Below are 26,003 nucleotides of genomic sequence, written 5' to 3'. Positions count from 1 at the left end.
GTTCCTGCTCGACCTGCTGCGCGACCCGAACGCCCAGGCCGCCTTCGCCGCCGACCCGCACGGCACCCTCACCGCCGCCGGCCTCGACGGGATGTGCTTCGCCGACGTCCGCGACGCCCTGCCGCTGGTCATGGACCACGCGCCGGCCTCCGTCGCCGCCCGCTACGACGACGACGTCCGCGCCGCCACGGCGTCCACGGCCGCGGTCGTGTCCGACCCCGACCACGAGTGGAACCACGGCGGCCACCACCCGGCCTGGAACCACGCCGGCTGGAACCACCTCGAGGACCACGGCCACCACTGGGGCCCCGGGCCGGTGCCGCCGCACCACGCGCCGGAGGTCGACAAGGTCATCGCGCACCTGAACTGGACCTCGAACAACTACTCGTTCGACTCGCACGACACGACGTTCACCACCGCACTCGACCAGCACATCATCGCGAACGGAAACGTCACCACCACGGTCGACACCCACCCGCAGGTCGCCTCCGGCGACAGCGCCGTGGCCGTCGGCGGCAACCTCGCGGCCCCGGTCGCGACCGGCACCGGCTCGGTGGCCGGCACGGACAACGAGGTCAACCACGACGGCACGGCCTCCTTCGGCGCGGGTGACGCCACCAGCGTCGGCGGCTCGGTCGGCGCGTCGCACGGCTCCGGCGTCTCCCTCACCGGCCCGGCCACCGGCAACGAGCAGGACTCCGCGGCCACCTCGTTCGGCTCCGGCGACTCGGCCTCGGGCTCCGGCACCGCCGCCGTCACCCCGGTCCACGACCAGTCGGACGACTCGACCCACACCGCCACGGCGACCGACACCAGCCACAGCGGCAACACCGACAACTCCATCCACGACGCCACCTCGACCGGGGCGGGCGACGCGGACGCCGGCAGCAACGACGTCGGGCCGCTCTTCGCCCACGAGGCCGCGCCGGAGACCCACGACGACGCCGTCCTGGCCGCCCACGAGGCGCCGGTCCACGAGGTCGCCGTGCACTGACCCCCTCCCACCGGGTCGTGGCGACCGCGCCCGCCACGACCCCCGACCGCGAACAGCCGGACCCCACACGTCGGGTCCGGCTGTTCGTGCGTGTGCACCCCTCACGTACGGGCGTGCACCGTCCACCGACCGCGCCGGTCCGCGTGGCCGTTCGCGGGCAGTCGCCGTGGATACAGTCGAGAGACAGCTGAACAGGGCAATATATTGCTCTGTTTGCCGCAGTGTGGGGATGGGGTCGACACCACCGGGGGGTGCGAGTGACCGAGCAGACGGGAGCCGGGGAGGGCCGGCCCGGAGCCGATCGCGAGGAGGCCCGCGCCGTCACCGCGCTGGCCGGGCGTGCCGCGACCGCCTACGGCCGCCCCGACCTCGCGGCCTCGCTGGACCTCGCCCGCGACCGGCTCGCCGACACCGGGGCACGCGTGCTCGTCGTCGGCGACTTCAAGCAGGGCAAGAGCGCGCTCGTCGGGGAGCTGGTCGGCGTCCCGGTCTGCCCGGTCCACGACGACGTCGCCACCCGGCTGCCGACGGTCGTGCGGCACGGGCCCACGACGTCCGCGACCCTCGTCGGCGCGGACGCGCAGGGCACCGAGATCCGTCGTCCGGTGACCTCCGCCGACCTCAGCGACGCCGTCACCGGCGGGTCCGACCCGGACGGCATCGGGTGGACCGCCGCGGAGGTCACCGTGCCCGGCGGGCTCGCGGCCGACGGGCTGGTCCTCGTGGATACCCCCGGCGAGGGCGGCCCCCGCTCCGCCCGCGGACTCGCGGTGCGCGCGGGCTTCCCCGAGGCGGACGCGGTCGTCGTCGTGAGCGACGCGTCCCGCGAGCTGACCGCCCCGGAGATCGCGCTGGTCCGCGCGGCGACCGAACAGTGCGCCACCGTCGTCGTCGCCCTGACCAAGGTCGACCTGCACCCGCGCTGGCGGGAGGTCCGCGACCTCGACCGCCGCCACCTCGCCGCACACGGCCTCGACGTCGAGGTGGCGCCGGTCTCCGCGACGCTGGCCGCGCACGCCCGCCGGCTGGCCGAGCGGGGGGAGGCCGGTGCCGACGCCGTCGCGGCGGAGTCCGGCGTGCCTGCCCTCGCCGCCCGGTTGCGCGACCGGGTGGCCGACCCCGCGGGCGCCCGCCTGGCCGCGGGGGTCCTCGACCAGGTCGCCGGCGCCGTCGCCGAGTTCGGGGCCGCGCTGGAGGCGGAGCGCGTCGGGCTCGAGGACCCCGAGCGCGCCCGCGAGGTCGCCGCCGACCTCAGCGCGGCCCGTGACCGCGCCGGCGAGCTCAAGGAGCGCAGCGCTCGCTGGCAGCAGACCCTCGCCGACGGCGTCGCCGACCTCGTCTCGGACATCGACTGGGACCTGCGCGACCGCATGCGTCACGTCGTGCGGGCCGCCGAGGAGGCCCTCGACGCCGCCGACCCGGGCGCCTCGTGGGACACCTTCGCGCCGTGGCTCACCGAGGAGGCGGGCGAGGCGGTCGCGACGACGTTCGTGTGGGCGGGCGAGCGCACGTGGCGGCTCTCCGAGCGGGTCGCCGAACACTTCGCGCTCTCCGGCGACGACGTCCGTGGCCGGCTGCCCGGCGGGTCCGGCGGTGCGCTCGTGCACGCCGGGGGATTCGGCGCGGCCGAACCGGAGAGTCCCGTCGAGCAGACGATGCCGGGCGGGATGGTGGTGCGGGCCGAGCTCCCCCACGTCCCCGGGATCGACGTCCCCGAGCTGGAGCGCATCGGGTTCGCGAACGGGATCGTCGTCGGGATGCGCGGCTCCTACGGCGGGGTGCTCATGGTCGGGATGGTGACGACGCTGTCCGGGCTCGCGCTGATCAACCCGTTCTCGATCGGTGCGGGGGTCCTCCTGGGCTCCAAGACGATCCGCGACGAGCGCAAGCGCGCCCTGCAGCGTCGTCGCGCCGAGGCCAAGCAGGCGGTGCGCCGGCACGCCGAGGAGGTGCTGCACCTCGCGGGGAAGCGCTCGCGCGACCTGCTGCGCGACGTCCAGCGGACCCTGCGCGACCACTTCACCGGGCAGGCCGAGATGCTCGCCCGCTCGGTCGCCGAGGCGGTGACGGCGGCCGCGGCGGCCCAGGAGATCGCGACGGGCACCCGCGAGCGGCGGCTGCGGGACGTGCGCGCCGAGCTGGGGCGGGTCGACCTGCTCGCGGAGCGGGTGGCGGTGTGCCGGGCGGCGTTCGTGGCGGAGGTGGCGGCGGCGTCGACCCCCGGCCCCTGGCGCGAGGGGAGCCCTCGAGCGCCTAGAGCGGCCGAGGGTTCCCCTCGCGCGGTCCGCTCGGAGTCCGGCGCGGTCCACGCGGGGGTGGGGGCGCCGTGACCCCGCTGCTCGAGGCCGCCCGCGGCGTGCTCGACCACGCCGCCGGGGTGTTCGCCCGGGACCCGGAGGCGCTCGCCGTGCTCGACGCGCACCGCGACCGGCTCGGCGGTCCGCTGCGGGTGGCGCTGGCCGGGTCGGTGAAGTCGGGGAAGTCCACGCTGCTCAACGCCCTGGTCGGCGAGCAGATCGCGCCGACCGGCGTGGGGGAGTGCACCCGCCTCGTCACCCACTACGCGGACGCGCCCAGCCCGCGTATCGGCGTGGTCTACCGCGGCGGGCGCCGTCCCGGCGACCCCGCCGAGCTCCCCGCCCTGCACCGGCGCGGCTCCCTGGTGCTCGAGCTGGACCGCCTCGCCGTCGACCGCGTCGCCGCCCTGCACGTCGACTGGCCCTCGCAGCACCTGCGCGAGGTCACCCTCGTCGACACCCCCGGCGTCGACTCCGCCGCGCTCGAGGGCCGGCCGCGCCCGTGGGTCGGGCACGGGCCCGACGGGGCGGGGGACGACGAGCACGGTGGCTGGGGCGCCGACGTCGTCGTGCACCTCGTGCGTCACCTGCACGAACCCGACGTCGCGTTCCTGGAGGCCTACGGCGACCGGGTCGCCGCGGGGGTCGGCGCGGCGGGCACGTTGGTCGTGCTCTCGCGGGCCGATGAGGTCGGGGGCGGGCGGGTCGACGCGGTGATGGCCGCCGGCCAGGTCGCGCGCCGCTACCGCACCGACCCTACGCTGCGGCCCTGGTGCGCCACGACGACGACGGTGGCCGGGCTGCTGGCCGAGACCGCGCGGACCCTGCGCGGCGTCGAGTTCACCGCGCTGCGTGCCCTCGCCCGGCTCGAGCGCGCCGAGCTGGACTCCCAGCTGCTCACCGCCGACCGGTTCGTCGCCGCGGGCCGGGCCGCGGGCGACACGGGACCGGCCGACGCCGCGGGGCTGCCCGAGGGGACCCGGCTGGCACTGCTCGACCGGTTCGGCCTGTTCGGGGTCCGGCTCGCGACGTCGCTGCTGCGCCGCGGCGTCGAGGACTCGTCCGCGCTGGCGGTCGAGCTGGCCCGCCGCAGCGGCCTCGACGAGCTGCGGGCCGTCCTCGCGGAGCGCTTCCTCGTCCGGCGTGACGTCTTCCAGGCCCGGGCGGCGCTGCTCGCGGTCGAGCGGCTCGTGCGCCGCGCCCGGGCCGAGGAGCCCGCCGGGGAGGACCAGCGGCCCTCGCCGGTCCCGCGGCCGGGCGGGTCGCCGCGGCCCGGCCCGTCGCCCGCCGCGGTCACCGCGCTCGCCGCCGAGGTCGAGCGGGCCCGCTCGGGCGGCCACGAGATCGTCGAACTGGACCTGCTCACGGCGCTGCGCCGTCGCCCGCTCGCCGCGCCCGGCCGCCGCGACCCCGCCCGGGGCGCGGAGCTCACCGAGGAGGCGGAGCGCCTGCTCGGCGACCGGGGCCCGTCCGCGCCCGCGCGGCTCGGGCTCGACGAACAGGTGGGCGAGGGCGAGCTGCGGGCCGTGGCGCTCGCCACTCTCGCGCGGTGGCGCGCCCACGCCGAGAACCCCCTCGCCGACCGGGACACCACCGAGACCGCCCGCGTCGTGGTGCGCAGTGTCGAGGGCCTGCTCGCCGGGCACCCCGCCGCGGTCGGGGCACGGTGAGCCCGCCACCCGCCCGGCGTCGCCGGACCTGAGCCCCCTCGGCTCATACGCCTCCGACCCGGCGTCGTCGTCTCGCCTACGATGAAGTGTCGGTTTCGGGTGAGCCGTTCGGGAGGAGGTCCGACGACGATGAACTCGGAGGAACGCCGCATCGCGGTCCTGCGCGCGATCGTCGCGGACTTCGTCGCGACCAACGAGCCCGTCGGCTCGAAGGCCATCGTCGACCGGCACAACCTCGGGGTCTCCTCCGCCACCGTCCGCAACGACATGGCGGCGCTGGAGGACGAGGGCTACATCATCCAGCCGCACACCAGCGCGGGCCGGATACCGACCGACAAGGGCTACCGCCTCTTCGTCGACCGCCTCGCGCAGATCAAGCCGCTCTCCGCCGCGGAGAAGAAGGCCATCGCGACGTTCCTCGACGGCGCGGTCGACCTCGACGACGTGCTGCGTCGCAGCGTGCGGCTGCTCGCGCAGCTCACCCGGCAGGTCGCGGTGGTGCAGTACCCGACGCTCTCCCGGTCCACGGTCCGCCATCTCGAGGTCGTGCAACTCACTCCCGCGCGGCTGATGCTCGTGCTGATCACCGACACCGGGCGCGTGGACCAGCGGGTCGTCGACCTCGGGGACGTGCTCACCGAGGACGACGTCGCGCGGCTGCGCACGCTGCTGAACTCCGTGCTCGTCGGGCAGCCGCTCACCACGGCGGCGGCCCACGTGGCCGCGCTGCCCGAGGAGGGGCCGGATCACCTGCGCCACGTCATGACGACGCTGGCGTCGGTGCTGGTGGAGTCGCTGGTCGAGCACCCCGAGGAGCGCCTCGTGCTCGGCGGCACCGCCAACCTGGCCCGTCAGGGCGGCGACGCGACCTCGCTGCGCGGCGTGCTCGAGGCGCTCGAGGAGCAGGTGGTCGTGCTGCGCCTGCTCGCGGCCGCGGACGACCCGGCCCAGGTCACCGTGCGCATCGGCGGGGAGAACGAGGCCGAGGAGATGTGGGCGACCTCCACCGTCTCCATCGGCTACGGGCCCCTCCTCGCCCCCGGAGCGGCTCTCGGCGGCATGGGTGTCGTCGGACCGACCCGGATGGACTATCCCAGCACCATCGCGGCGGTACGGGCCGTCGCGCGCTACGTGGGGGAGATCGTGGGAGGGCACTGAGGACCGCTCCCGATCACCGCACCGTTCCCCGGGCCCGAGTGCCCGCCCGACGACGAAGGACGACGAGGACACACCAGCGTGGCCACGGACTACTACGACATCCTCGGCGTGAGCCGGGAGGCCGACGAGGCGGAGATCCGCCGGGCGTACCGCAAGCTCGCCCGCGAGCTCCACCCCGACGTCAATCCCGAGGCCGCCGAGCGCTTCCAGAAGGTCAAGAGCGCCTACGAGGTGCTCTCCGACCCCGAGAAGCGCCGCATCGTCGACCTCGGCGGCGACCCGTTGGCCAACGCGGCCAGTGGCGGCGGCAGCGGCTTCGGCGGCGCGTCGGGCTTCGGCGGCGCCGGCTTCGGCGGGCTCGGCGACATCATGGACGCGTTCTTCGGCGCCGCGGGCGGCGGCGGGCGGGGCCCGCGCGGCCGGGTGCAGCCCGGCGAGGACGCCCTGATCCGCATCGACCTCACCCTCGAGGAGTGCGCGGCCGGGGTGGCGCGGGAGCTGACCGTCGACACCGCGGTGCTCTGCGAGCGCTGCGAGGGCGGCGGCGCCGAGGCAGGTTCGCAGCCGATCCCCTGTGACACCTGCGGCGGGCGCGGCGAGATCCAGAACGTCCAGCGGTCGTTCATCGGCCAGGTCGTCACCGCGCGGCCCTGCCCGGTCTGCCGCGGCCTCGGCGAGATCATCCCCAACCCGTGCCAGCAGTGCGGCGGCGACGGCCGGGTCCGCGCCCGGCGCACCGTCACCGTGCAGGTCCCGCCCGGCGTCGGCGACGGGATGCGCATCCGGATGGCCGGCCAGGGCGAGGTCGGCCCCGGCGGCGGCCCGGCGGGCAACCTCTACGTCGAGGTCTCGGAGGAGCCGCACGACTACTTCGAGCGCGACGGCGTCGACCTGCACTGCCACGTGACGCTGCCGATGACGGCCGCGGCGCTCGGCACGACCCTGCGCCAGCGGACCCTCGAGGGCGACGAGGAGCTGCACGTCGACCCGGGCACCCAGCCCGGCACCGTGTACACCCTGCGCGGCAAGGGGATGCCGCGCCTGCGCTCCTCCGGGCGCACCGACGGGCGTGGTGACCTGTTGGTGCACCTGGACGTCGGCGTCCCCGAGAAGCTCGACCAGCGCCAGACCGAATTGCTGCGCGAGCTGGCCTCGCTGCGCGGCGAGGAGCAGCCGGAGTACTCCGGGCAGGCGCGCAACGGGCTGTGGGGGCGTCGCAAGGCGGCGGGTCGGGGTCGGTGACCTCGCGCCCCCCGTGTCAGCGATGCGGCCCTATCGGCGTGCTCAGTGGCATTGCTGACGCTGGACGTCAGTGACGCCACATCCTCGCGACGGGGCGGAGGCCTGGTCGCGGCCGGCGCTGTTCCTCCTCGACGCGGTGCCGGAGTCCGGTGAGGTGGTGCTCGACGGCGCCGAGGGCCGCCACGCCGCCGACGTCAAGCGGGCTGCCCCGGGCGAGGTGATCCTGCTCGGCGACGGGGCGGGCACGCGCGCCCGCGCCGAGGTCACCGCCGTCGGGAAGGGGCACGTCACCGCGACGATCCGGGAACGCCGCCACGACGAACCCCCCGCCGTGACGATCACCCTCGCCCAGGCCCTCGCCAAGGGCGACCGCGGCGAGCTCGCCGTCGAGCTGGCCACCGAGGCCGGCGTCGACGCCGTCGTGCCCTGGCGGGCCGAGCGCTGCGTGACCCGCTGGGACGACGGCCCGCGCGGGGCCAAGGCCCTCGCCCGCTGGCGCTCCACCGCCACCGAGGCCGCCAAGCAGGCCCGCCGCGCCCGGGTGCCGGAGGTGGAGATCCCGCTGACGACGCCGCAGCTGGCCGCCCGTGTCGCCGGCGCCACGACGCTGCTCCTCGAGGCCACCGCCGACGAGACCCTCGCGACGGTCGCGCTGCCCGAGGCCGGCGAGGTCGTGCTGGTCGTCGGGCCCGAGGGCGGGGTCACCGACGGCGAGGCCGCCCGCCTCACCGACGCGGGCGCGGTCCCGGTCCGGCTCGGACCCGACGTGCTCCGCACCTCCACCGCGGCCGCCGTCGCCCTCGGCGCGCTGGGCGTGCGCACCGCCCGGTGGGCCCGGCGGTGATGACCCGGCGCTCGATGCTCGTCACGCTCACCGCCGCCGCGACCGGCCTGCTCGCCGCCTGCGCCGGCCCCGGGGGCGCCGCCCCGGCCGCACGCCCGGGCACACCGGAGCCCCGGCGGCTGTCCTACGGGCCCGACCCGTCGCAGTACGCGATGCTCCACCTGCCCCCGGGCGGCCCGTCCGACGGCGGCGGGGCCCGTGGCGGGGAGGGGCCGCTGCCGGTCGTCGTCGTCCTGCACGGCGGCTACTGGCGCGCGGAGTACGGCCTGGAGCTGGGCACCCCGCTCGCGGTCGACCTCACCAACAACGACGTCGCCGCCCTCAACGTCGAGTACCGGCGCGTCGGCTCCGGCGGCGGGTTCCCGACGACGCTGGACGACGTCGCGGCCGCCGTCGACCTGCTCGCCGGGTCGGCCGCCGCGACCGCCCGGCGCGCCGGCCGGGCGCTCGACCTCGACCGCATCGTGCTGCTCGGCCACTCCGCGGGTGGTCAGCTCGCGGCGTGGGCGGCCTCGCGGACCCGGCTCCAGCCGGGCGCCCCGGGTGCGGGCCCGCGGGTCGCCGCGCGCGGCGTGGTCGCCCAGGCCGGCGTGCTGGACCTGGTGGCCGCCGCCGACCAGGGGCTCGGTGGGGGCGCCGTCGTGGATCTCCTCGGCGGCCCGCCGACCGCGCAGGCCGCCCGGTACGCGATCGCCTCGCCCGCCGCGCTCGTGCCCGCGCCCTGCCCCGTCGTCGCCGTGCACGGAACCGCCGACACCACCGTCCCGCCCGATCAGAGCCGCCGCTACGTCGACGCCGCGCTCGCCGCCCGCGGCCAGGCACGCCTGCGGATGGTCGACGGCGCCGACCACTTCCGGCTCATCGACCCCGCCGATCCGGCCTGGGTCGTCGTCCGCGACGAGGTCATGGCTCTGCTGCGCTGACCCGCTCGGCTGGCGCCCCGCCCACCCCCGTACGGAACGAACGACTCGTTCGTGCACATAGAAGCCACGAACGAGTCGTTCGTTCGGAAGCCGGGAGGGCTCGCGGCGCCGCGAATCCCCTCGACGCCCCACCGACCCGGGCGTACGGTCGATCTCGTTATGGAGCTCTGACGACGTCCCGACCACCGCCGCGGCCCTGCTGTGCGCCCGCCGGGGTCCTCGCTCCGACTCGCGGAGACGTCGTCATGTCAGCCCCCACCACCTCGCTCACGCCGCTGATCGCCCACGGCCTCGTCCGCACGTTCGCGGCGCGCCCCGTCCTCGACGGCGTCGACCTGGTCGCCGCCCCGGGGACCCGCGTCGGCCTGATCGGCGAGAACGGCACCGGGAAGTCCACACTGCTTCGGCTGCTCGCCGGTCGCGACGTCCCCGACGCGGGCACCGTGCAGGTCCCCGACGATCTCGTGTATCTGCCGCAGGAGACGCAGCGGAGCGGAGCTCGACCATGGGGACAGGAGCCTGAGCTGGAGACCGGGGAGCGCGCCGCGAGGGGCAGCTCGACCGTCGGGACCCTGCTCGACGACGCGCTGCGTCCGCTGCACGACGCGGTCGCCGAGCTGGAGCGCCTCGCCGACCGGATGGCCGCCGGCAGCGACGACGCCGACACCGCCGCCGAGTACGACCGGGTCCTCTCCTGGGCGGTCACCCACGACGCGTGGGACGCCGACCGCCGCGCCGAGGTCACCGCCACCACCCTCGGCGTCGGCGAGCTGGAGCGCTCCCGCCCGGTCGCGACCCTGTCCGGGGGTCAGCGCACCCGGCTGGCCCTCGCGGCGGCCCTCGTCCGGCGGCCGGCGTGCCTGCTGCTCGACGAACCCACCAACCACCTCGACGGCGAGGCCCTCGACCTGCTCGAGCGCTCGCTGGTCGAGATGCCCGGCGTCGTCGTCGCGGCCGGCCACGACCGGACGTTCCTCGACCGGGTCGCCACCGAACTGGTCGACCTCGACGCCGGGGCCCTCGGCACCGACGGGCACGGCGGGCGCCGCTTCGGCGGGAGCTTCACCGCCTACCTCGACGAGCAGGCCCGCACCCGGCGGCGCTGGGAGGAGACGTGGGCCGCGCAGCAGGAGGAGATCGACCGGTTGCGGGAGAAGACCCGGGTCGACCTGCGCTCGGTCGCCGCCGGCCGCGGTCCCACCGACAACGACAAGTTCATCCACGCCTTCAAGGGGGCGAACGTCGAGCGCGCCCGGGCCCGGCGGGTGCACGACGCCGAGCGCCGCCTCGAGACCGCCGAGCGGGAGGCGCTGCCGAAGCCGCCCGCGCCGCTGCGGTTCCGCGGGGCCCTGACGGTGGGTGCGGGCTCGGCCACGGGGCTCGCCGTGAGCGTGCGAGGGCTTCGGGTCGACGGGGCACCGGGCGTGCCGCCGCGGGTGACGCTCAAGCACCTGGACGTCCCGGCAGGGGAGAAGCTCCTGGTCACCGGGCCCAACGGGTCCGGGAAGTCCACGCTGCTCGCGGTCCTCGCGGGCGTCCTCACCCCCGACGCCGGGCGCGTGGACGTCGGAGCCCGGCGCGTCGCGTTCCTCGAGCAGGATCCCGACGTCGGGCCGCTCGACCGGGCCGCCGGAGCGGCCTACGCGGCCCTGGTCGGCGCGACGACGGCAGAGGAGACGCCCCTGCGCACGCTCGGTCTGCTCCACCCCCGCGAGAACGGGACCCCGGTCGGCGCGCTGTCGGTGGGACAGCGCCGGCGGCTGGCGCTCGCGGTCGCCGTCGCGACGGGCCCCGACCTGCTGCTGCTCGACGAGCCGACCAACCACGTGTCCCTGCGACTGGCCTCGGAGCTCGAGGAGGCGCTCGGACAGGCCGCGGGCACGGTGATCGTCACCTCGCACGACCGGTGGCTGCGCACCCGGTGGGAGGGTCCGACGCTGGCACTCGGCGGCGCCCTGCCCGCCTCACGCGCGCAGAACGGTGTCAGGGGGGAGGTCTAGAGTGTCGGAGGACAGAGTGACCGATACGGCCCCCAGGACGGTGGCCATTGTCGACGCGGGGAGCGGAGGACGCTCCCAGGCAGGAAGCAGGACCGATCTGCACGTGACCGGCCAGGGACCCACGCCAGACCCCGCCCCCGGGAGCACGACCACGTCCGGCGAATCGCGGATCGTCGTCCCCGAGTCCGCGCTGCTGACGCTGCTCGGCAAGCGCGACGAGAACCTCCGCGAGGCCGAGGGCCTGCTGGACGCCGACGTCCACGTCCGCGGCAACGAGCTCACGCTCACCGGGGACCCGGCGGACGTCGGGTTCGCCGAGCGGGTGTTCGCCGAGCTCGTCGTGCTCGCCAGCCGCGGCCAGCAGATCGACCCCGACGCGGTGCGCCGCACGGTGCGCATGCTCTCCGAGGCGGAGGGCCCGTCACCGGCCGAGGTCCTCAGCCTGGACATCCTGTCCCGGCGCGGGCGCACCATCCGGCCCAAGACGCTGAACCAGAAGCGCTACGTCGACGCGATCGACGTCAACACGATCGTCTTCGGCATCGGCCCGGCAGGCACCGGCAAGACCTACCTCGCCATGGCCAAGGCGGTCCAGGCGCTGCAGGCCAAGCAGGTCACGCGGATCATCCTCACCCGCCCGGCCGTCGAGGCGGGGGAGCGGTTGGGCTTCCTGCCCGGCAGCCTCTCCGAGAAGATCGACCCGTACCTGCGCCCGCTCTACGACGCGCTGCACGACATGCTGGACCAGGAATCGGTCCCGAAGCTCATGGCGGCAGGAACCATCGAGATCGCGCCGTTGGCGTACATGCGTGGCCGCGCTCAGCCGGTCGACTCTCCCGTGCTCACCCCGGACGGTTTCCGTCCGATCGGCGCGCTACAGGTCGGTGACCTCGTCACTGGGCGGGACGGCACGCCGACACCGGTGACGGGCGTGCACCCGCAGGGCCGCAAGCAGGTCTACCGAGTGACCGCGCAGGACGGCGCGTCGACGCTCGCCTGCGGTGAGCACCTGTGGTTCGTGACGACTCCGGACGACCGCCGCCATGGCAAGGCCGGCCGGGTGCTGCAGACGCAGGAGATGATCGACAACCTGCGCTGGTCCCACGCCCATCGCTATGAGCTTCCGGTCGTCGCTCCGGTGGCGATCCCGCGTCGAGACGTGCCGATGGATCCCTACGCCTTGGGACTTCTCCTCGGTGACGGGTGCATCACCACCTCCACCACCCCCAGCTTCTCGACGAAGGACCCGGAACTGGCGGACGCGCTGGACGCAGCGCTCCCCGACATCGAGGTCACACGGAAGTCCGAGTTCGACTACGTGCTCCGGCGCGCGGGCGGCGGTGGCCGCGGCGGGGTCGTCACGGCGAACCCCGCGACAGCCGTGCTCCGCGACCTGGAGCTGGCGGGGACGAACTCGAAGACGAAGTTCGTCCCGGAGGTGTACCTCCGCAACAGCGTCGACGTGCGGGTCGCCTTGCTCCAGGGGTTGCTCGACACGGACGGTGGTCCGGTTCGTCAGGGAGGTCGCACGTGTCGTGTCCAGTACACGACCTGCTCGCCGCGACTCCGCGACGACGTCATCGACCTGGTCCAGTCTCTCGGCGGTGTCGCCTACGAGCGGACGCGGCATGCCGCCGGACGTCGGCCGGGCGGGACGATCGCCCGGCCGGTCCATTACCGCGCCGACGCTAATGTGCTCGACATCCGGCTGCCCGCGGAGATCGCGCCGTTCCGTCTCACGCGCAAGCGCGAGGCGTACGAGGCGACCGGGGGTGGGCGTCCGCGTCGCTACATCGACAGCATCCTGCCGGCGGGCGAGGAGGAGTGCGTCTGTATCTCGGTGGCAGCGGAAGACTCGCTCTACGTCACCGACGACTACCTGGTCACCCACAACACCCTGAACGACGCGTTCATCATTCTCGACGAAGCCCAGAACACCACGCCGGAACAGATGAAGATGTTCCTGACGCGGCTCGGGTTCAATTCGAAGATCGTCGTCACGGGCGACGTCACCCAGGTCGACCTACCCGGCGGGCACACGTCCGGCCTGCAGATCGTCCGCCAGATCCTCGACGGCATCGAGGACGTGCACTTCTCCGAGCTGACCAGCGCCGACGTGGTCCGCCACCGCCTGGTCGCCGACATCATCGACGCGTACGGCCGCTGGGACGCCCGCGACGGCGGACCGACGGCGGTGCCCCGCAGCGGGGGCAACAACGCGCCGCGCACCGGGCCCCCGCAGCCACGCCGCGACCGCCGGGGACGCTGAGCGCGATGAGTATCGAGATCGCGAACGAGTCCGGGGTCGACGTCGACGAGGCGCCGATCGTCGACGTCGCCCGCTACGCCCTGGAGCAGATGGGCGTGAGCCCGCTGGCCGAGCTGTCGATCCTGCTGGTGGAGCTCGAGCCGATGTCCGAGCTGCACGAGCGCTGGCTCGACGAGCCGGGCCCGACCGACGTCATGAGCTTCCCGATGGACGAGCTCGACACGGCGAAGCGCCCGGACGCGCCGCCGTCGGGGCCGAGCCTGCTCGGGGACATCGTGCTGTGCCCGGCGTTCGCGCGGGACCAGGCGGTCTCGGCCGGGCACGCGCTCGACGACGAGCTGCACCTGCTGACCGTGCACGGCGTGCTGCACCTGCTGGGCTACGACCACGCCGAGCCGGACGAGGAGAAGGAGATGTTCGGCCTGCAGGGCGAGCTGCTCTCCGGCTGGCGCACCGAGGTGGCCGAGCGGGCCCACGCGGAGCGTGAACGACTCACCCTGGAGCGCCAGCGCGCGGCGGACGCGAAGCTGTTGGGCACTGTCGGGCTCGACCAATCCTCCGGCGGGCCGGACCCGTCGTGACCGGCGCCCAGGTCGCCCAACTGGTCGCGGCGCTGCTGCTGGTGCCGCTGGCCGGGATCTTCGCGGCCGCGGACGCCGCGATCTCGACGATGTCGCCGGCCCGGGTCGACCAGCTGGTGCGCGAGGGGCGGACCGGGGCGCGGGCGCTGGCGACGGTGGTGGCCGACAAGCCGCGTCACCTCAACCTGGTGCTGCTCCTGCGGGTGGCCTGCGAGGCGGTCGCGACGGTGCTCGGCGCCTACGTCGCCCTGCAGTTCGTGGTGATCGACGGGCTCGCGGTGACGATCGCGGCCGTCGTCGTCATCGTCGTGTCCTACGTGCTGATCGGGGTCGGCCCGCGCACCCTCGGGCTCCAGCATCCCTACGGGATCGGCCTGGCGATCGCGCTGCCGATCCGCGCCCTGGTGCGACTGCTCGGCCCGCTCGCGAACCTGCTGATCCTCGTCGGCAACGCCATCACCCCCGGGCGCGGGTTCCGGGAGGGCCCGTTCAGCCACGAGGTGGAGCTGCGCGAGCTCGTCGACATGGCCGGTGCCCGCGGCGTCGTCGACGACGACGAGCGCTCGATGATCCAGTCGGTGTTCGAGCTCGACGACACGCTCGTGCGCGAGGTGATGGTCCCCCGCACCGAGATGGTGTGGATCGAGCGCGAGAAGTCGATCCGCCAGGCCCTCGCGCTGGCGCTGCGCTCCGGGTACTCACGCATCCCCGTGATCGGCGACAACGTGGACGACACGGTCGGCGTCGTCTACCTCAAGGACCTCGTCCGCTCCACCACGGCGCGCGCCAACGACCCCTCCGGAACGCCCGAGGACCACGCGGGGGCGGTCGCCGAGATCATGCGCCCCGCCGCGTTCGTGCCCGACTCCAAGCAGGCCGACGAGCTGCTGCGCGACATGCAGCGCACCCGCAACCACATGGCGCTCGTCGTCGACGAGTACGGCGGGATCGCCGGCCTGGTGACGATCGAGGACATCCTCGAGGAGATCGTCGGGGAGATCACCGACGAGTACGACGCCGCCGAGCACCGCCCGCTCGACCGCCTCGACGACGGGTCGCTGCGGGTGTCCGCGCGCCTGCCCGTCGAGGACCTCGAGGAGGCCGTCGGCGTCGAGTTCGACACCGAGGACGTCGACACCGTCGGCGGGCTGCTCGCCCAGCGCCTGGGACGGGTGCCGCTGCCGGGGGCGGAGGCCGAGGTCGGGGGTGTGCGCCTGCGCGCCGAGGGCGGTGAGGACGCCCGCGGGCGGATGCGGATCGTGTCGCTGCTGGTGTGGGACCCGAACCCGCCGGACGAGGACCAGAGTGCCGGGGAGCCGCCGACGGCGGACACCGAGCGGAACCACGACGCCGGGCTGGTCGGAGCCCGGGGAGAGGAGCACCGTGGCTGACGCGCCGCGCGCAGGGATCGGGGAGCCGGGAGGGTGGTCGGTGCCCGGTCCGAGCCCACGCCACGACGTGGTCGTCGTCGGTGGCGGCATCGTCGGGCTCGCCGTCGTCACCGCCCTGCTCGACGCGGGCCACACCTCGGTCGCACTGGTCGAGCGGGAATCGTCCCTCGCCGCGCACCAGACCGGCCGGAACTCCAACGTCATCCACTCCGGGCTCTACTACGCGCCCGGGTCGCTCAAGGCGCGCCTGGCGGTCGCCGGCTGCGCGGAGACCAAGGCGTTCTGCGCGGAGCAGGATCTGCCCTACGCCGAGTGCGGCAAGGTCGTGGCCGCGACCGACGAGAGCGAGCTGGGCCGCATGGCCGAGCTGGTCCGTCGTGGGCGCGCCAACGGCGTGGCGGTGCAGGAGCTCGACGCGGCCGGGGTGCGCGAGCGGGAGCCGGCCGTGAGCGCCGTCGCCGGCCTCTGGGTGCCCTCGACCGGGATCTGCGACTACGAGGCGATCACCCGGCGGCTCGCGGAGCTGGCCGTGGCCCGCGGCGCGGTGCTGCACACCGGGCGGGCGGTGCGCTCCACGGTCCGGCGGCGCTCGGACGTCGTCGTGCACACCGATGCCGGGGACCTGCTGGCCGGGCAGGTTGTGGTGTGCGCCGGGCTGCGCTCCGACGAGATCGCCCGCGCCTCGGGCTTCGACCCGGGCGTACGCATCGTGCCGTTCCGCGGCGAGTACTCCGACCTGCGCGGGCCGAAGGCCGACGCGGTGCGCGGCCTGGTGTACCCGGTGCCCGACCCGGCGTTCCCGTTCCTCGGCGTCCACGCCACCCGCGGCATCGACGGCTCGGTGCACGTCGGGCCGAACGCGGTGCTCGCCCTGGCCCGGGAAGGCTACGACTGGCGGACGCTGAAGGTGCACGAGCTCGCCGGCACCCTCACCGACCCCGGGTTCCTCGCGCTCGCGGCGAAGCAGTGGCGCTACGGGCTGGGGGAGATGCACCGCTCGGTGTCGAGGGCGGCCATGGCGACCGCGGTCTCGAAGATGCTGCCCGGGACCACCGCGGACGACCTGCACCCGCCGCACGACGTCATGCGCCGCGCCGGGGTGCGCGCCCAGGCGGTCCGTTCCGACGGGTCCCTCGTGGACGACTTCCTGTTCGTGGAGGACACCGCGAGCACCGCGGACGGTCCTTCCGTGCTGCACGTGCTCAACGCGCCCTCGCCCGCCGCGACGGCCGCGCTGCCGATCGGGCGCGAGATCGTGTCCCGGCTCGAGGGCAAGACCGTCGTGGAAGGCGGGGTCGCGTGAACCCCGAGTGGCCGGAGGGCTTCCGCTCCGGGTTCGCCTGCTTCGTGGGCCGGCCGAACGTCGGGAAGTCGACCCTGACGAACGCGATCGTCGGTCAGAAGGTCGCGATCACCTCGTCGCGCCCGCAGACCACGCGGCACGCCATCCGCGGGATCGTGCACCGCGAGGACGGGCAGCTCGTGCTCGTCGACACCCCCGGGCTGCACAAGCCGCGGACCCTGCTCGGGGAGCGGCTCAACGACGTCGTGCGCACCACGTGGGCCGAGGTCGACGTCATCGGGTTCTGCGTCCCGGCCGACCAGGCGATCGGCCCCGGGGACAAGTTCATCGTCGCCGAGCTGCGCAAGGTCGCGGACCGGACCCCGGTGATCGGGATCCTGACCAAGACGGACCTGGTGAGCCGGGACGTCGTCGCGGAACGCCTGATGGCGCTCTCGGAGATCGCGGAGTTCGCCGAGATCGTGCCGGTCTCGGCGACCAAGGGCGACCAGGTGTCGCTGCTGGCCGACCTGCTGTTGGCCCAGATGCCGCCCGGTCCACCGCTCTACCCGGAGGGCGAGCTCTCCGACGAGCCGGAGACGACGATGATCGCGGAGTTCGTCCGCGAGGCCGCCCTGGAGGGCGTGCGCGACGAGCTGCCGCACTCGCTGGCCGTCGTCGTCGAGGAGATGGAGGAGGGCAAGACCCTCAAGATCCGCGCTGAGATCTTCGTGGAGCGCTCGTCGCAGAAGGCGATCGTCATCGGCCGCGGGGGTTCGCGACTCAAGGACGTCGGGACGCAGGCGCGGGAGCAGATCGAGAAGATGCTCGGCACCAAGGTCCACCTCGAGCTGTTCGTCAAGGTGGCCAAGGACTGGCAGCGGGATCCGCGGCAGTTGCGGAAGCTGGGCTTTTGAGGTGGCCTCCGGCCTCGTGAGCACTTTCCGGTGCTATGACACCGGAAAGTGCTCACAAGGCCGCAGGCCACCGAGGGGAGGATGGGGCGCGTGGGCCTCTACCGTGACACCGGAGTGGTGCTGCGGTGTCAGAAGCTCGGCGAGGCGGACCGCATCGTCACGCTGCTGACCCACCGGCACGGCAAGGTCCGCGCCACGGCCAAGGGCATCCGGCGCACGACGTCGAAGTTCGGGGCGCGCCTGGAACCGTTCGGCCACGTGGACCTGCAACTGCACACCGGTCGCAGCCTCGACATCGTCACCCAGGTCCAGACGATCGACGCGTTCGGCGGTGACCTCGTCGTCGACTACCCGCGCTACACCGCCGGGTGCGCGCTGCTCGAGACCGCCGACCGGCTCACCCCGGAGGAGGGGGAGCCGGCGCGCGAGCTGTTCCTGCTGCTGGTCGGCGCGCTGCGCGGGCTCGCGGGCGGCCGGCGCGACCCGCACCTCGTCCTCGACGCCTACCTGCTGCGCGCCATGGTCATCGCCGGGTACGCCCCCGCGATCACCGAGTGCGCCCGCTGCGGGACCGAGCCGGCCACCCCGCTCGACGCGCCCGACACCACGCACGGCTTCCACCGCCGGTTCGCCGTGACGGCGGGCGGGGCGGTCTGCGACACGTGCCGCCCCGGCGGCGCCGTCGTCCCGTCGTGGTGGACGTGGCGGCTGCTCGAGGCCCTGCGCGACGGCGACTGGGAGGCGGCCGAGGAGAGCCCGGCCGATGCCCGCCGCGACACCGCGGGCCTCGTCGCCGCGCACCTGCAGTGGCACCTGGAGCGGCGGCTGCGCTCGTTGCCGCTGGTCGAACGCGGCGGCGTCCCCCGCGTGGATCTCGAGCACGGCATCCCCGACCACCCCCGCGACGAAGAACTCGCACCCGACGACGCTGGAGTCGCCCCGTGAGCCCCCTCCGTCAGCGCACCGACCGCAACGGTGCCCAGCGCTCGGGCCGCCCCCTCCGGGGCCCCGGCGACCCGACGGTGATGGCCCCGACCCCGCACCCCTCCGGGGCCACCGCGCCGCCCATCCCGGCCGACCTCGTCCCGAACCACGTCGCGCTGGTGATGGACGGCAACGGGCGCTGGGCCAACCAGCGGGGCCTGCCCCGCATCGAGGGTCACCGGCAGGGCGAGGGGCAGCTGCTCGACGTCGTCCGCGGGTGCATCGACGTCGGGGTCAAGTGGATCAGCGCGTACGCGTTCTCCACCGAGAACTGGCGCCGCAGCCCCGAGGAGGTCCGCTTCCTGCTCGGCTTCAACCGCGACGTGATCCGCCGCCGCCGCGAGGAGATGCACGCGATGGGGGTGCGGGTGCGCTGGTCTGGGCAGCGCCCGCGGCTGTGGCGCAGCGTCATCAAGGAGCTCGAGATCGCCGAGGAGATGACGCGCGACAACGACGTCGTCACCCTCACCATGTGCGTCAACTACGGCGGGCGCGCCGAGATCGTCGGGGCCGCGAAGGAGCTGGCCAGGAGAGCCGCCCGCGGTGAGATCGACCCCGAGCGCATCGACGAGCGCGCGATCGCCCGCCACCTCGACGAGCCGGACATGCCCGACGTCGACCTGTTCGTGCGGTCGTCGGGCGAGCAGCGGACCTCGAACTTCCTGCTCTGGCAGTCCGCCTACGCGGAGATGGTCTTCCTCGACACGCTCTTCCCCGATTTCGACCGCCGCCACCTCTGGCAGGCCTGCGAGCTCTACGCCTCGCGGGATCGCCGCTACGGTGGCGCCGCCGACACACCCGGCGACGCCACCGACCCCACCGCGTCCGACCCCGCCGACTCCGATCCCGCCGACTCCGAGGAGACCCCGTGAGCCGCGAGGCCGCGACGACCGCGACGCTGCTCATCACCGCCCGCGAGTCGCTCGAGAAGTTCGTCGACGTGCGGGTCGACGACGACGGCGCGCTGTCGTTCCGGCACGGTGACGTCCCGTGCGCCGTGCAGGGCATCGAGCTCGTCGAAGGGCTGGCGGTCCTCTCCCTGACCTGTGTCGTCGCCTGGGACCTCACCGGTGACGAGCTGCCGCGCCGGGTCGCCGAACGGGCCGGTCAGGGGCTGTTCGGGACCCTGGGCGCCGTCGCCACCGACGCCGGCTGGGACGTGACCCTGCGCTACGCGTTCCCCGCCGAGGGTCTGGCGGCGGATCCGCTGGGGACGCTGATCATGCTCGTCGTGTCCACCGCCTCACAGGTGCGTGGGGAGCTCGTCGAGGCGGCCTGAGTCCTCCCGATTCGTCCTGTTCGTCCCGTAGTCTCCTCTCGACGTCGCCCCGCGAGAGGAGGACGCCCACCCCCGGGTGGGCGCACCCGCATGACCCAGCAGGAATCGCCGCCCTCCACCGACCAGGACCGCCCCGCAGTACCGGTCGACAAGGTCGTCTTCGGCGTCGGGGCGAGCCTCGCCGTCGTGTTCGTCGTCTGGGGCATCGTCAGCACCGACACGCTCTCGAGTGTCACCTCGGGCCTGCTGAGCGGGCTCATCCGTGGCGGCGGCTGGATGTTCATCCTCGCGGCGACCGGGTTCGTGGTGTTCGCCCTCTGGCTGGCGTTCTCGCGGTTCGGGCGGATCACGCTCGGCGACGACGGCGAGGAGCCGGAGTTCCGGACGGTGTCCTGGATCGCGATGATGTTCTCGGCCGGCATGGGCATCGGGCTCATGTTCTACGGCGTGGCGGAGCCACTGTCGTTCTTCACCAGCCCACCGCCCGGGTCGGTGCCGCCTGGGGACCAGGTCGAGGCGCTGCGTACCGCGATGGCCACCTCGCTGTTCCACTGGACGCTGCACCCGTGGGCGATCTACGCGGTCGTCGGGCTCGCGATCGCCTACTCGACGTTCCGCAAGGGCCGCCGTCAGCTGATCAGCCAGGCGTTCATCCCGCTCATCGGGACGCGGGCCGCGAACGGTGCCCCGGGCAAGGCCATCGACATCATCGCCATCTTCGCGACGATCTTCGGGTCGGCGGCCTCGCTGGGGCTCGGCGCCCTGCAGATCGGGGGCGGGCTCGACGCCACCGGGTTCCTGCGCGGAGCGGGCAACGAGATCCTCGTCCCGATCATCATCGTCCTGACCGCGGCGTTCATCCTCTCCGCGGTGTCCGGGGTCGCCAAGGGCATCCAGTGGTTGTCGAACATCAACATGGTGCTCGCCGGGGTGCTCGCGCTGTTCGTGTTCGTCGTCGGCCCGACGGTGATCATCCTCGACCTGCTGCCGACCGCGATCGGGGCGTACTTCTCGGAGTTCTTCGAGATGGTCGGCCGCACCGAGGCCACCGGCGGCGCCCCGATGCTCGACTGGCTGTCCTCGTGGACGGTCTTCTACTGGGCCTGGTGGATCTCCTGGACGCCGTTCGTCGGCATGTTCCTGGCCAAGATCAGCCGGGGCCGCACCATCCGGCAGTTCGTCGGCGGCGTGATCCTGGTGCCGAGCCTGGTCTCGCTGGTCTGGTTCGCGATCTTCGGCGGCTCCGCGATCACCCAGCAGCAGCAGGGACGCAACCCGGCCGCGGCGGGCACCGAGAGCCAGCTGTTCGTGGTGCTGCAGGCCTACCCGGCGGCGACGTTCACCGGGATCCTGGTCATGGTGCTCGTCGCGATCTTCTTCGTGTCCGGGGCGGACGCGGCCTCGATCGTCACCGGCACGCTGTCGCAGAACGGCACCGACGAGCCGAAGAAGTGGGTCGTGATCTTCTGGGGCGCCACCATGGGCCTCGTCGCGATGGTGATGCTGCTCGTCGGCGGTGAGGATGCGCTGTCCGGCCTGCAGAACCTCACGATCCTGGTGGCGGCGCCGTTCGTGGTGATCATGGTGATGCTGTGCATCGCACTGACCCGCGACCTCAACCACGACGCGGTGGTCCTGCGCGAGCAGAAGGGCACCGAGGTCATCGAGCAGGCCATCGACTACGGCACCGACAAGCACGGCGACGACTTCTACCTCCGGGTGCAGTCGTTCCCGGTCGACGCCGACGGTCCCTGGCGGACCGACGACGCGCCGGACCGCGTCACCTACGCCGACATCCGGCGCGGGGCCGACCCGTTCCGCGATCCATCCGGGGACGGGGACGGTGCCGAGCCCGACGACGACGGCGCCGGGCGGGCCGGTGCCGACGGGGTCGACGACGCGCTCCAGTCCGGCCCGGTGGCGGCGGCCGACCCGGCGCCCGCCGGCCGGCCGAGCGCCGAGCGGGACTGATCGCCCGAGGACGGCGCCGCCGGTTCATGATCAGCGGGACGTAGCGGTTCTGAGGGCCTGGCGTCCGGAACCGCTACGTCCTGGTGATCTTGCCAGCTTGGGCGTGTCGCTCCCGGATTCGCGATCACGGGTCAGTGGCCGGACCTCGAGGTCACCGGCCGGTCGGCCTGCCCGCCGTCGGGAAGATCAAGAGCACGCCACGCAACCACGGGCGCCGAAAAACCTGCCCCACGTGCCCCTCGACCCACCACGGGGGCGCCGGCGGACCGGAGCTCAGGAGCGGCAGGCCGCACAGAGCCCGATGATCTCCACGGTGTGGTCGATCTCGGCGAAACCGTGCTCGGCGGCGACCTTGTCCGCCCAGTGCTCGACGGCGGGTCCCTCGACCTCCACCGTGCGTCCACAGCTGCGGCAAACCAGATGGTGGTGGTGGGTGTCCGAGCAGCGCCGGTAGGACGCCTCGCCCGCCGCGGTGCGCAGCACGTCGATCTCGCGTGCCTCGGCGAGCGCCTGCAGGGTGCGGTACACGGTGGTCAGTCCGATGCCCTCGCCGCGGCGGCGCAGCTCCTCGTGGATGTCCTGCGCGGAGCGGAAGTCGTCGAGCTCGTCGAGCAGGTCCCCGATCGCCGCCCGCTGGCGCGTCGCGCGCTGCCCCGGCACGACGGTGGGGCGGGCGGTGGTCCCGTCCGCGGGATCGGCGCTCACGCGTCCTCCTCGGCGTGCTCGACGGCGTCGACCACGATGTGGGCGAGATGGTCGTCGACGAGACGGTAGACGACCTCCCGGCCGCGTCGTTCGCCCCGGACCACCCCTGCCGCCTTGAGGACGCGCAGGTGCTGGCTGATCAGCGGCTGCGTGACACCCAGCGCGTCGACCAGTTCGTGGACGCAGCGCGGCGAGGACCGCAGCTGCAGCACCACCGCGATCCGCACCGGGGCCGCGAGGGCGCGGAGCAGCTCCCCGGCCGCGGTGAGCGTGTCCGTGGGCGGCGGCGCGGGGGCGTCGGCGGGCGCGTAGGTCGTGCCGGTCGGGAGGTCCTCGGGGGCCTCGGCGACGGGTACCTCGGCGGGAGTCATCGCAGCGCCATCCCGATCGTCACCGCCACCAGCACGGCCAGGACCAACCCGCGCGCGAGGCGCTCCGGCGGGGACAGCCGCGCCCACGTGGTGGCCAGCAGCACCGCGACCCCGACGGCCAGCAGTGCCAGCAGCAGCGCGCCGATCGACCCGCCGACGAGGATGGCGACCGCGAACACCACGGCGACCACCAGGAACACCAGCACCGGCGGAGTGCCGGCCAGCGGCCCGGACCCGGGCAGCAGCGGGCGCCGCATGTCCCCGCGCCCGCGCCGGCGCGCACCCGATCCGCCGCCTTGCGTCGGCACCGTCGTCCACCCGCCTCTCGGTTCGCCCGGGGGTCGGCCGGACGTCTCCCCACCAGTCTCCCACCTCCTGGCGGTACTGACACCCGGTGTCGATAAGGTCGGGCGATGCTGCTGGTCTGCCGCTACGGGCCCGAGGAGACCGGCGAACCCGGCGGGGACTTCCTCGACCGCGCCCGTCACGCGGTCGGCCTGCTCGCACGGCAGCGCGGCTGCGAGCGGGTGGAGTTCGGCCGCGCCGTCGAGGCGCCGGGGGAGTGGGTGCTCGTCGCGGTCTTCGCCTCGCTCACCGACTACCGCCGCGCGCTCTCGCCGTTCGAGGTCCGCGAGCACGTCGTGCCGTTCCTGTCGGCGGCCCGCACCGACGAGGCCGCCACGTTCGAGCGCAGGTTCTCCGCGGCCGGACCCGACGGAACGGGCGACGGCGGGTCGGACCAGGGCGGATCGGGCGACGACGGCGTCGTCGAGCACCCCAGCATCCTCGGCTGAGCCGTCCCGACGCCGGGCACGTCGTCGCCGGAGGCACCGGAGTTCCCGGGCATGAGGAACACCCCAGGACCCTCCCGACGGCGACCCGGATCTCCGTAGCGTCCGGCGTCGCCCGCCGCCGACGACCCGAGAGGCCGCCGTGACCCTGGACGACCGCCCCGATGCGGCGGAGGCCGCCCCGCAGCGCACGCGGCCCACCGGCCCCTGGTCGCTACTGCGGCCGCTGGTCCTGCGCATCCACTTCTGGGCGGGCCTGCTCGTGGGCCCGTTCCTGCTGGTGGCGGCGCTGACCGGGCTCGCGTACACGCTGACGCCCTCGCTGGTGCCGACGATCTACGACCACGAGCTCACCGCGCCCACCTCCTCGGCCCAGGTGCCGTTGGCCGAGCAGATCCGGGCCGGGCAGGAGGCCGTTCCGGGCGCGCCCCTGCGGGCGGTGCGCCCACCCGCGACGCCCGCCGACACCACGCAGGTGATCTTCGACCCGGCCTCGCTGCCCGAATCGACCTATCGCACCGCGTTCGTCGACCCCCACACCGGCGCCCTGCGCGGCGTGCTCGACACCTACGGCGGCGGCCAGGCGATGCCGCTGCAGGGCTGGGTCGACCAGCTCCACCGCGATCTCCACCTCGGCGATCCCGGCCGCCTCTACACCGAACTGGCCGCGAGCTGGCTGTGGGTGCTGGTGCTCGGCGGGCTCACGTTGTGGGCCGGGCTCGCGTGGCGCCGTCGCCGGGCACGGGCCCTGCTCGTCCCCCGCGTGCGGGGCGGGCGACGGGCGCGGTTGCTCTCGTGGCACGCCGTCGTCGGCCTGTGGGCGGCGGTCGGGCTGCTCTTCCTCTCCGCGACCGGGCTGACCTGGTCGACCTACGCGGGCGACAACATCACCTCCCTGCGCTCGGCCCTGTCCTGGAGCACGCCTGCCCCGAGCACGGCCCTTCCTCCCGCGGCCGTCGCACCCGGTGCACCCACGTGGACGCCGGACGGGTTCGGGACCGCGGCCGCCGTCGCCGACCGGGTCGGGCTCGTCGGGCCCGTCGAGATCACCCCCGGCGAGGCGCCCGGCCAGGCGTACTCGGTGTCCCAGATCCGGAAGGAGTACCCGCAGCGCCTCGACGCGATCGCCGTCGACCCCTCGACCGCGCGGGTCACCGACACCGTCCGGTTCGCCGACTGGCCGCTCCCCGCGAAGCTCGCGCGCTGGGGTATCGACGCGCACATGGGCGTGCTGTTCGGTTTGGCCAACCAGATCCTGCTCGCCACCCTCGCCGCGGGGCTCGCCTGCATGGTCGTCTGGGGCCATGTCCTGTGGTGGCGCCGCGGCCCCGGGCAGCGCGCCGGCATGGTGCCCCCGGGCGGGGCGCTGCGGGCGCTGCCGCGTCCCTGGCTCGTGGGCGTGCTGGTGGTGACCCTGGCCGTCGGGGTCGCACTGCCGCTGCTCGGCGCGAGTCTGGTGGTGTTCCTGCTCGCCGAGACCCTGCTCGACTCGCGGATCCGCGGTGTCCCGCCCGGGCCCGACGCCGAGGCCGCGCCCTGCTGCGCGCCGGTTCCGGAGGGCAGATCGGACGAGCCGACACGGACCGGTTGAGCCTTCCGGGCGGCCGGTGGGGAAACCCTGCTGCGATCGTCGCTACGCTGGGTAGGCCAAGCACCAGCGAGTCCGGCGGGTCGGCTGGCCCGCCGTCGGGAGACAGAAGTGCCCAGTCCCACCGGAAGCGCCCGTATCGAGACCGTGGTGAACCTGTGCAAGCGTCGCGGGTTCGTCTTCCCCTCGGGGGAGATCTACGGCGGTACCCGGTCGGCCTGGGACTACGGCCCGCTGGGCGTCGAGCTCAAGGACAACATCAAGCGCCAGTGGTGGCGGTTCATGGTGACCGGCCGCGACGACGTCGTCGGGCTCGACTCGAGCGTGATCCTGCCGCGTCAGGTGTGGGTGGCCTCGGGGCACGTGGACGTGTTCACCGACCCCCTCGTCGAGTGCACCAACTGCCACCGCCGCTTCCGCGCGGACCAGTTGGCCGAGGACTTCGCCGAGCGCACCGGTGGCCCGTCGCTGGAGTCGACCGACGCCGAGGGCAAGGTCGGCTACGACCTCTCGACGGTGCCGTGCCCGCACTGCGGCAACCGCGGTGAGTACACCGCGCCGCGCGAGTTCAACATGATGCTCAAGACCTACCTCGGCCCCGTGGAGTCCGAGGAGGGTCTGCACTACCTGCGCCCGGAGACCGCGCAGGGCATCTTCGTGAACTTCGCCAACGTCATGTCGACCGCGCGCAAGAAGCCGCCGTTCGGCATCGGCCAGATCGGCAAGAGCTTCCGCAACGAGATCAC

Annotated in this window: 22 protein-coding genes and 3 pseudogenes; 22 read left to right on the top strand and 3 right to left on the bottom strand. The window is 74.2% G+C overall.

Going from position 1 to position 26,003, the window contains the following annotated elements:
* The 19 genes and pseudogenes from VGI02_RS08120 to VGI02_RS08030 all read left to right on the top strand — a co-directional run.
* The coding region (locus tag VGI02_RS08120; protein WP_331626795.1) for an IniB N-terminal domain-containing protein at positions 1–994 on the top strand (994 nt) is incomplete at its 5' end.
* A 257-nt stretch (positions 995–1,251) separates the two neighbouring features.
* On the top strand, positions 1,252–3,324 hold the full coding sequence (locus tag VGI02_RS08115) for a dynamin family protein (RefSeq protein ID WP_331626794.1): 2,073 nt from the start codon (positions 1,252–1,254) through the stop codon (positions 3,322–3,324).
* On the top strand, positions 3,321–4,961 hold the full coding sequence (locus tag VGI02_RS08110) for a dynamin family protein (protein WP_331626793.1): 1,641 nt from the start codon (positions 3,321–3,323) through the stop codon (positions 4,959–4,961). The genes VGI02_RS08115 and VGI02_RS08110 overlap by 4 nt, the downstream gene beginning before the upstream one ends.
* Positions 4,962–5,090: 129 nt before the next feature.
* Positions 5,091–6,119, top strand: coding sequence for a heat-inducible transcriptional repressor HrcA (gene hrcA / locus VGI02_RS08105; RefSeq protein WP_331626792.1), 1,029 nt, complete (start codon positions 5,091–5,093; stop codon positions 6,117–6,119).
* Between the two features lie 78 nt (positions 6,120–6,197).
* Positions 6,198–7,361 (top strand): molecular chaperone DnaJ, encoded by a 1,164-nt coding sequence (dnaJ, locus tag VGI02_RS08100; RefSeq protein ID WP_331626790.1) that lies wholly within the window; start codon positions 6,198–6,200, stop codon positions 7,359–7,361.
* A 70-nt stretch (positions 7,362–7,431) separates the two neighbouring features.
* On the top strand, positions 7,432–8,205 hold the full coding sequence (locus VGI02_RS08095; protein ID WP_331626789.1) for a 16S rRNA (uracil(1498)-N(3))-methyltransferase: 774 nt from the start codon (positions 7,432–7,434) through the stop codon (positions 8,203–8,205).
* Between the two features lie 14 nt (positions 8,206–8,219).
* The gene (locus VGI02_RS08090) at positions 8,220–9,128 is read left to right on the top strand and encodes an alpha/beta hydrolase family protein (protein ID WP_331626788.1); all 909 of its coding nucleotides are present in this window, start codon (positions 8,220–8,222) and stop codon (positions 9,126–9,128) included.
* Between the two features lie 245 nt (positions 9,129–9,373).
* The gene (locus VGI02_RS08085; protein ID WP_331626787.1) at positions 9,374–11,128 is read left to right on the top strand and encodes an ABC-F family ATP-binding cassette domain-containing protein; all 1,755 of its coding nucleotides are present in this window, start codon (positions 9,374–9,376) and stop codon (positions 11,126–11,128) included.
* Positions 11,129–11,231: 103 nt separating this feature from the next.
* Positions 11,232–11,945, top strand: a pseudogene (locus tag VGI02_RS08080) (PhoH family protein); the annotation flags it as partial.
* Positions 11,934–12,764 (top strand): annotated as a pseudogene (locus tag VGI02_RS08075) (LAGLIDADG family homing endonuclease); the annotation flags it as partial. The pseudogenes VGI02_RS08080 and VGI02_RS08075, both read left to right, overlap by 12 nt.
* A gap of 258 nt (positions 12,765–13,022) precedes the next feature.
* A pseudogene (locus VGI02_RS08070) lies at positions 13,023–13,397 on the top strand (PhoH family protein); the annotation flags it as partial.
* Between the two features lie 5 nt (positions 13,398–13,402).
* Positions 13,403–13,978, top strand: a complete 576-nt coding sequence (ybeY, locus tag VGI02_RS08065; RefSeq protein ID WP_331626786.1) for an rRNA maturation RNase YbeY — start codon at positions 13,403–13,405, stop codon at positions 13,976–13,978.
* A complete protein-coding gene (locus tag VGI02_RS08060) occupies positions 13,975–15,369 on the top strand; it encodes a hemolysin family protein (RefSeq protein ID WP_331626785.1) in 1,395 nt (464 codons plus the stop codon). Before ybeY ends, VGI02_RS08060 begins: the two co-directional genes overlap by 4 nt.
* On the top strand, positions 15,362–16,672 hold the full coding sequence (gene lhgD / locus VGI02_RS08055; RefSeq protein WP_331626784.1) for an L-2-hydroxyglutarate dehydrogenase: 1,311 nt from the start codon (positions 15,362–15,364) through the stop codon (positions 16,670–16,672). The genes VGI02_RS08060 and lhgD overlap by 8 nt, the downstream gene beginning before the upstream one ends.
* The gene (gene era, locus VGI02_RS08050; protein WP_331626783.1) at positions 16,669–17,568 is read left to right on the top strand and encodes a GTPase Era; all 900 of its coding nucleotides are present in this window, start codon (positions 16,669–16,671) and stop codon (positions 17,566–17,568) included. Before lhgD ends, era begins: the two co-directional genes overlap by 4 nt.
* A gap of 90 nt (positions 17,569–17,658) precedes the next feature.
* Positions 17,659–18,513, top strand: a complete 855-nt coding sequence (gene recO, locus VGI02_RS08045) for a DNA repair protein RecO (protein WP_414638218.1) — start codon at positions 17,659–17,661, stop codon at positions 18,511–18,513.
* Between the two features lie 80 nt (positions 18,514–18,593).
* Positions 18,594–19,424, top strand: a complete 831-nt coding sequence (locus tag VGI02_RS08040) for an isoprenyl transferase (protein ID WP_331626796.1) — start codon at positions 18,594–18,596, stop codon at positions 19,422–19,424.
* The gene (locus VGI02_RS08035; RefSeq protein WP_331626781.1) at positions 19,421–19,831 is read left to right on the top strand and encodes a hypothetical protein; all 411 of its coding nucleotides are present in this window, start codon (positions 19,421–19,423) and stop codon (positions 19,829–19,831) included. The genes VGI02_RS08040 and VGI02_RS08035 overlap by 4 nt, the downstream gene beginning before the upstream one ends.
* 90 nt (positions 19,832–19,921) lie before the next feature.
* Complete coding sequence (locus tag VGI02_RS08030; RefSeq protein ID WP_331626780.1) at positions 19,922–21,802, top strand: BCCT family transporter; 1,881 nt, start codon at positions 19,922–19,924, stop codon at positions 21,800–21,802.
* A gap of 273 nt (positions 21,803–22,075) precedes the next feature.
* Here VGI02_RS08030 and VGI02_RS08025 read toward each other — a convergent pair whose 3' ends face one another.
* The 3 genes from VGI02_RS08025 to VGI02_RS08015 are packed head-to-tail and all read right to left on the bottom strand — an operon-like array spanning position 22,076 to position 23,186.
* On the bottom strand, positions 22,076–22,507 hold the full coding sequence (locus VGI02_RS08025) for a Fur family transcriptional regulator (RefSeq protein WP_331626779.1): 432 nt from the start codon (positions 22,505–22,507) through the stop codon (positions 22,076–22,078).
* Positions 22,504–22,878, bottom strand: a complete 375-nt coding sequence (locus VGI02_RS08020; RefSeq protein WP_331626778.1) for an ArsR/SmtB family transcription factor — start codon at positions 22,876–22,878, stop codon at positions 22,504–22,506. Before VGI02_RS08020 ends, VGI02_RS08025 begins: the two co-directional genes overlap by 4 nt.
* Positions 22,875–23,186: a hypothetical protein gene (locus VGI02_RS08015; RefSeq protein WP_331626776.1), complete on the bottom strand. Its 312-nt coding sequence runs from the start codon at positions 23,184–23,186 to the stop codon at positions 22,875–22,877. The genes VGI02_RS08020 and VGI02_RS08015 overlap by 4 nt, the downstream gene beginning before the upstream one ends.
* Positions 23,187–23,291: 105 nt before the next feature.
* Between VGI02_RS08015 and VGI02_RS08010 the strand changes: the two genes are divergently transcribed.
* From VGI02_RS08010 to VGI02_RS08000, 3 genes are all read left to right on the top strand, one after another.
* On the top strand, positions 23,292–23,672 hold the full coding sequence (locus VGI02_RS08010; protein ID WP_331626774.1) for an antibiotic biosynthesis monooxygenase: 381 nt from the start codon (positions 23,292–23,294) through the stop codon (positions 23,670–23,672).
* 139 nt (positions 23,673–23,811) lie between these two features.
* Complete coding sequence (locus VGI02_RS08005) at positions 23,812–25,260, top strand: PepSY-associated TM helix domain-containing protein (RefSeq protein ID WP_331626773.1); 1,449 nt, start codon at positions 23,812–23,814, stop codon at positions 25,258–25,260.
* Between the two features lie 108 nt (positions 25,261–25,368).
* A partial coding sequence (locus tag VGI02_RS08000; RefSeq protein ID WP_527249127.1) for a glycine--tRNA ligase occupies positions 25,369–26,003 on the top strand: 635 nt, incomplete at its 3' end.

Origin of the sequence: Actinomycetospora sp. (assembly GCF_036497245.1) — a bacterium.
GTDB lineage: Bacteria > Actinomycetota > Actinomycetes > Mycobacteriales > Pseudonocardiaceae > Actinomycetospora.
The sequence above is the reverse complement of the archived record's forward strand: the minus strand, read 5'-3'. Positions and strand labels throughout refer to the sequence as shown.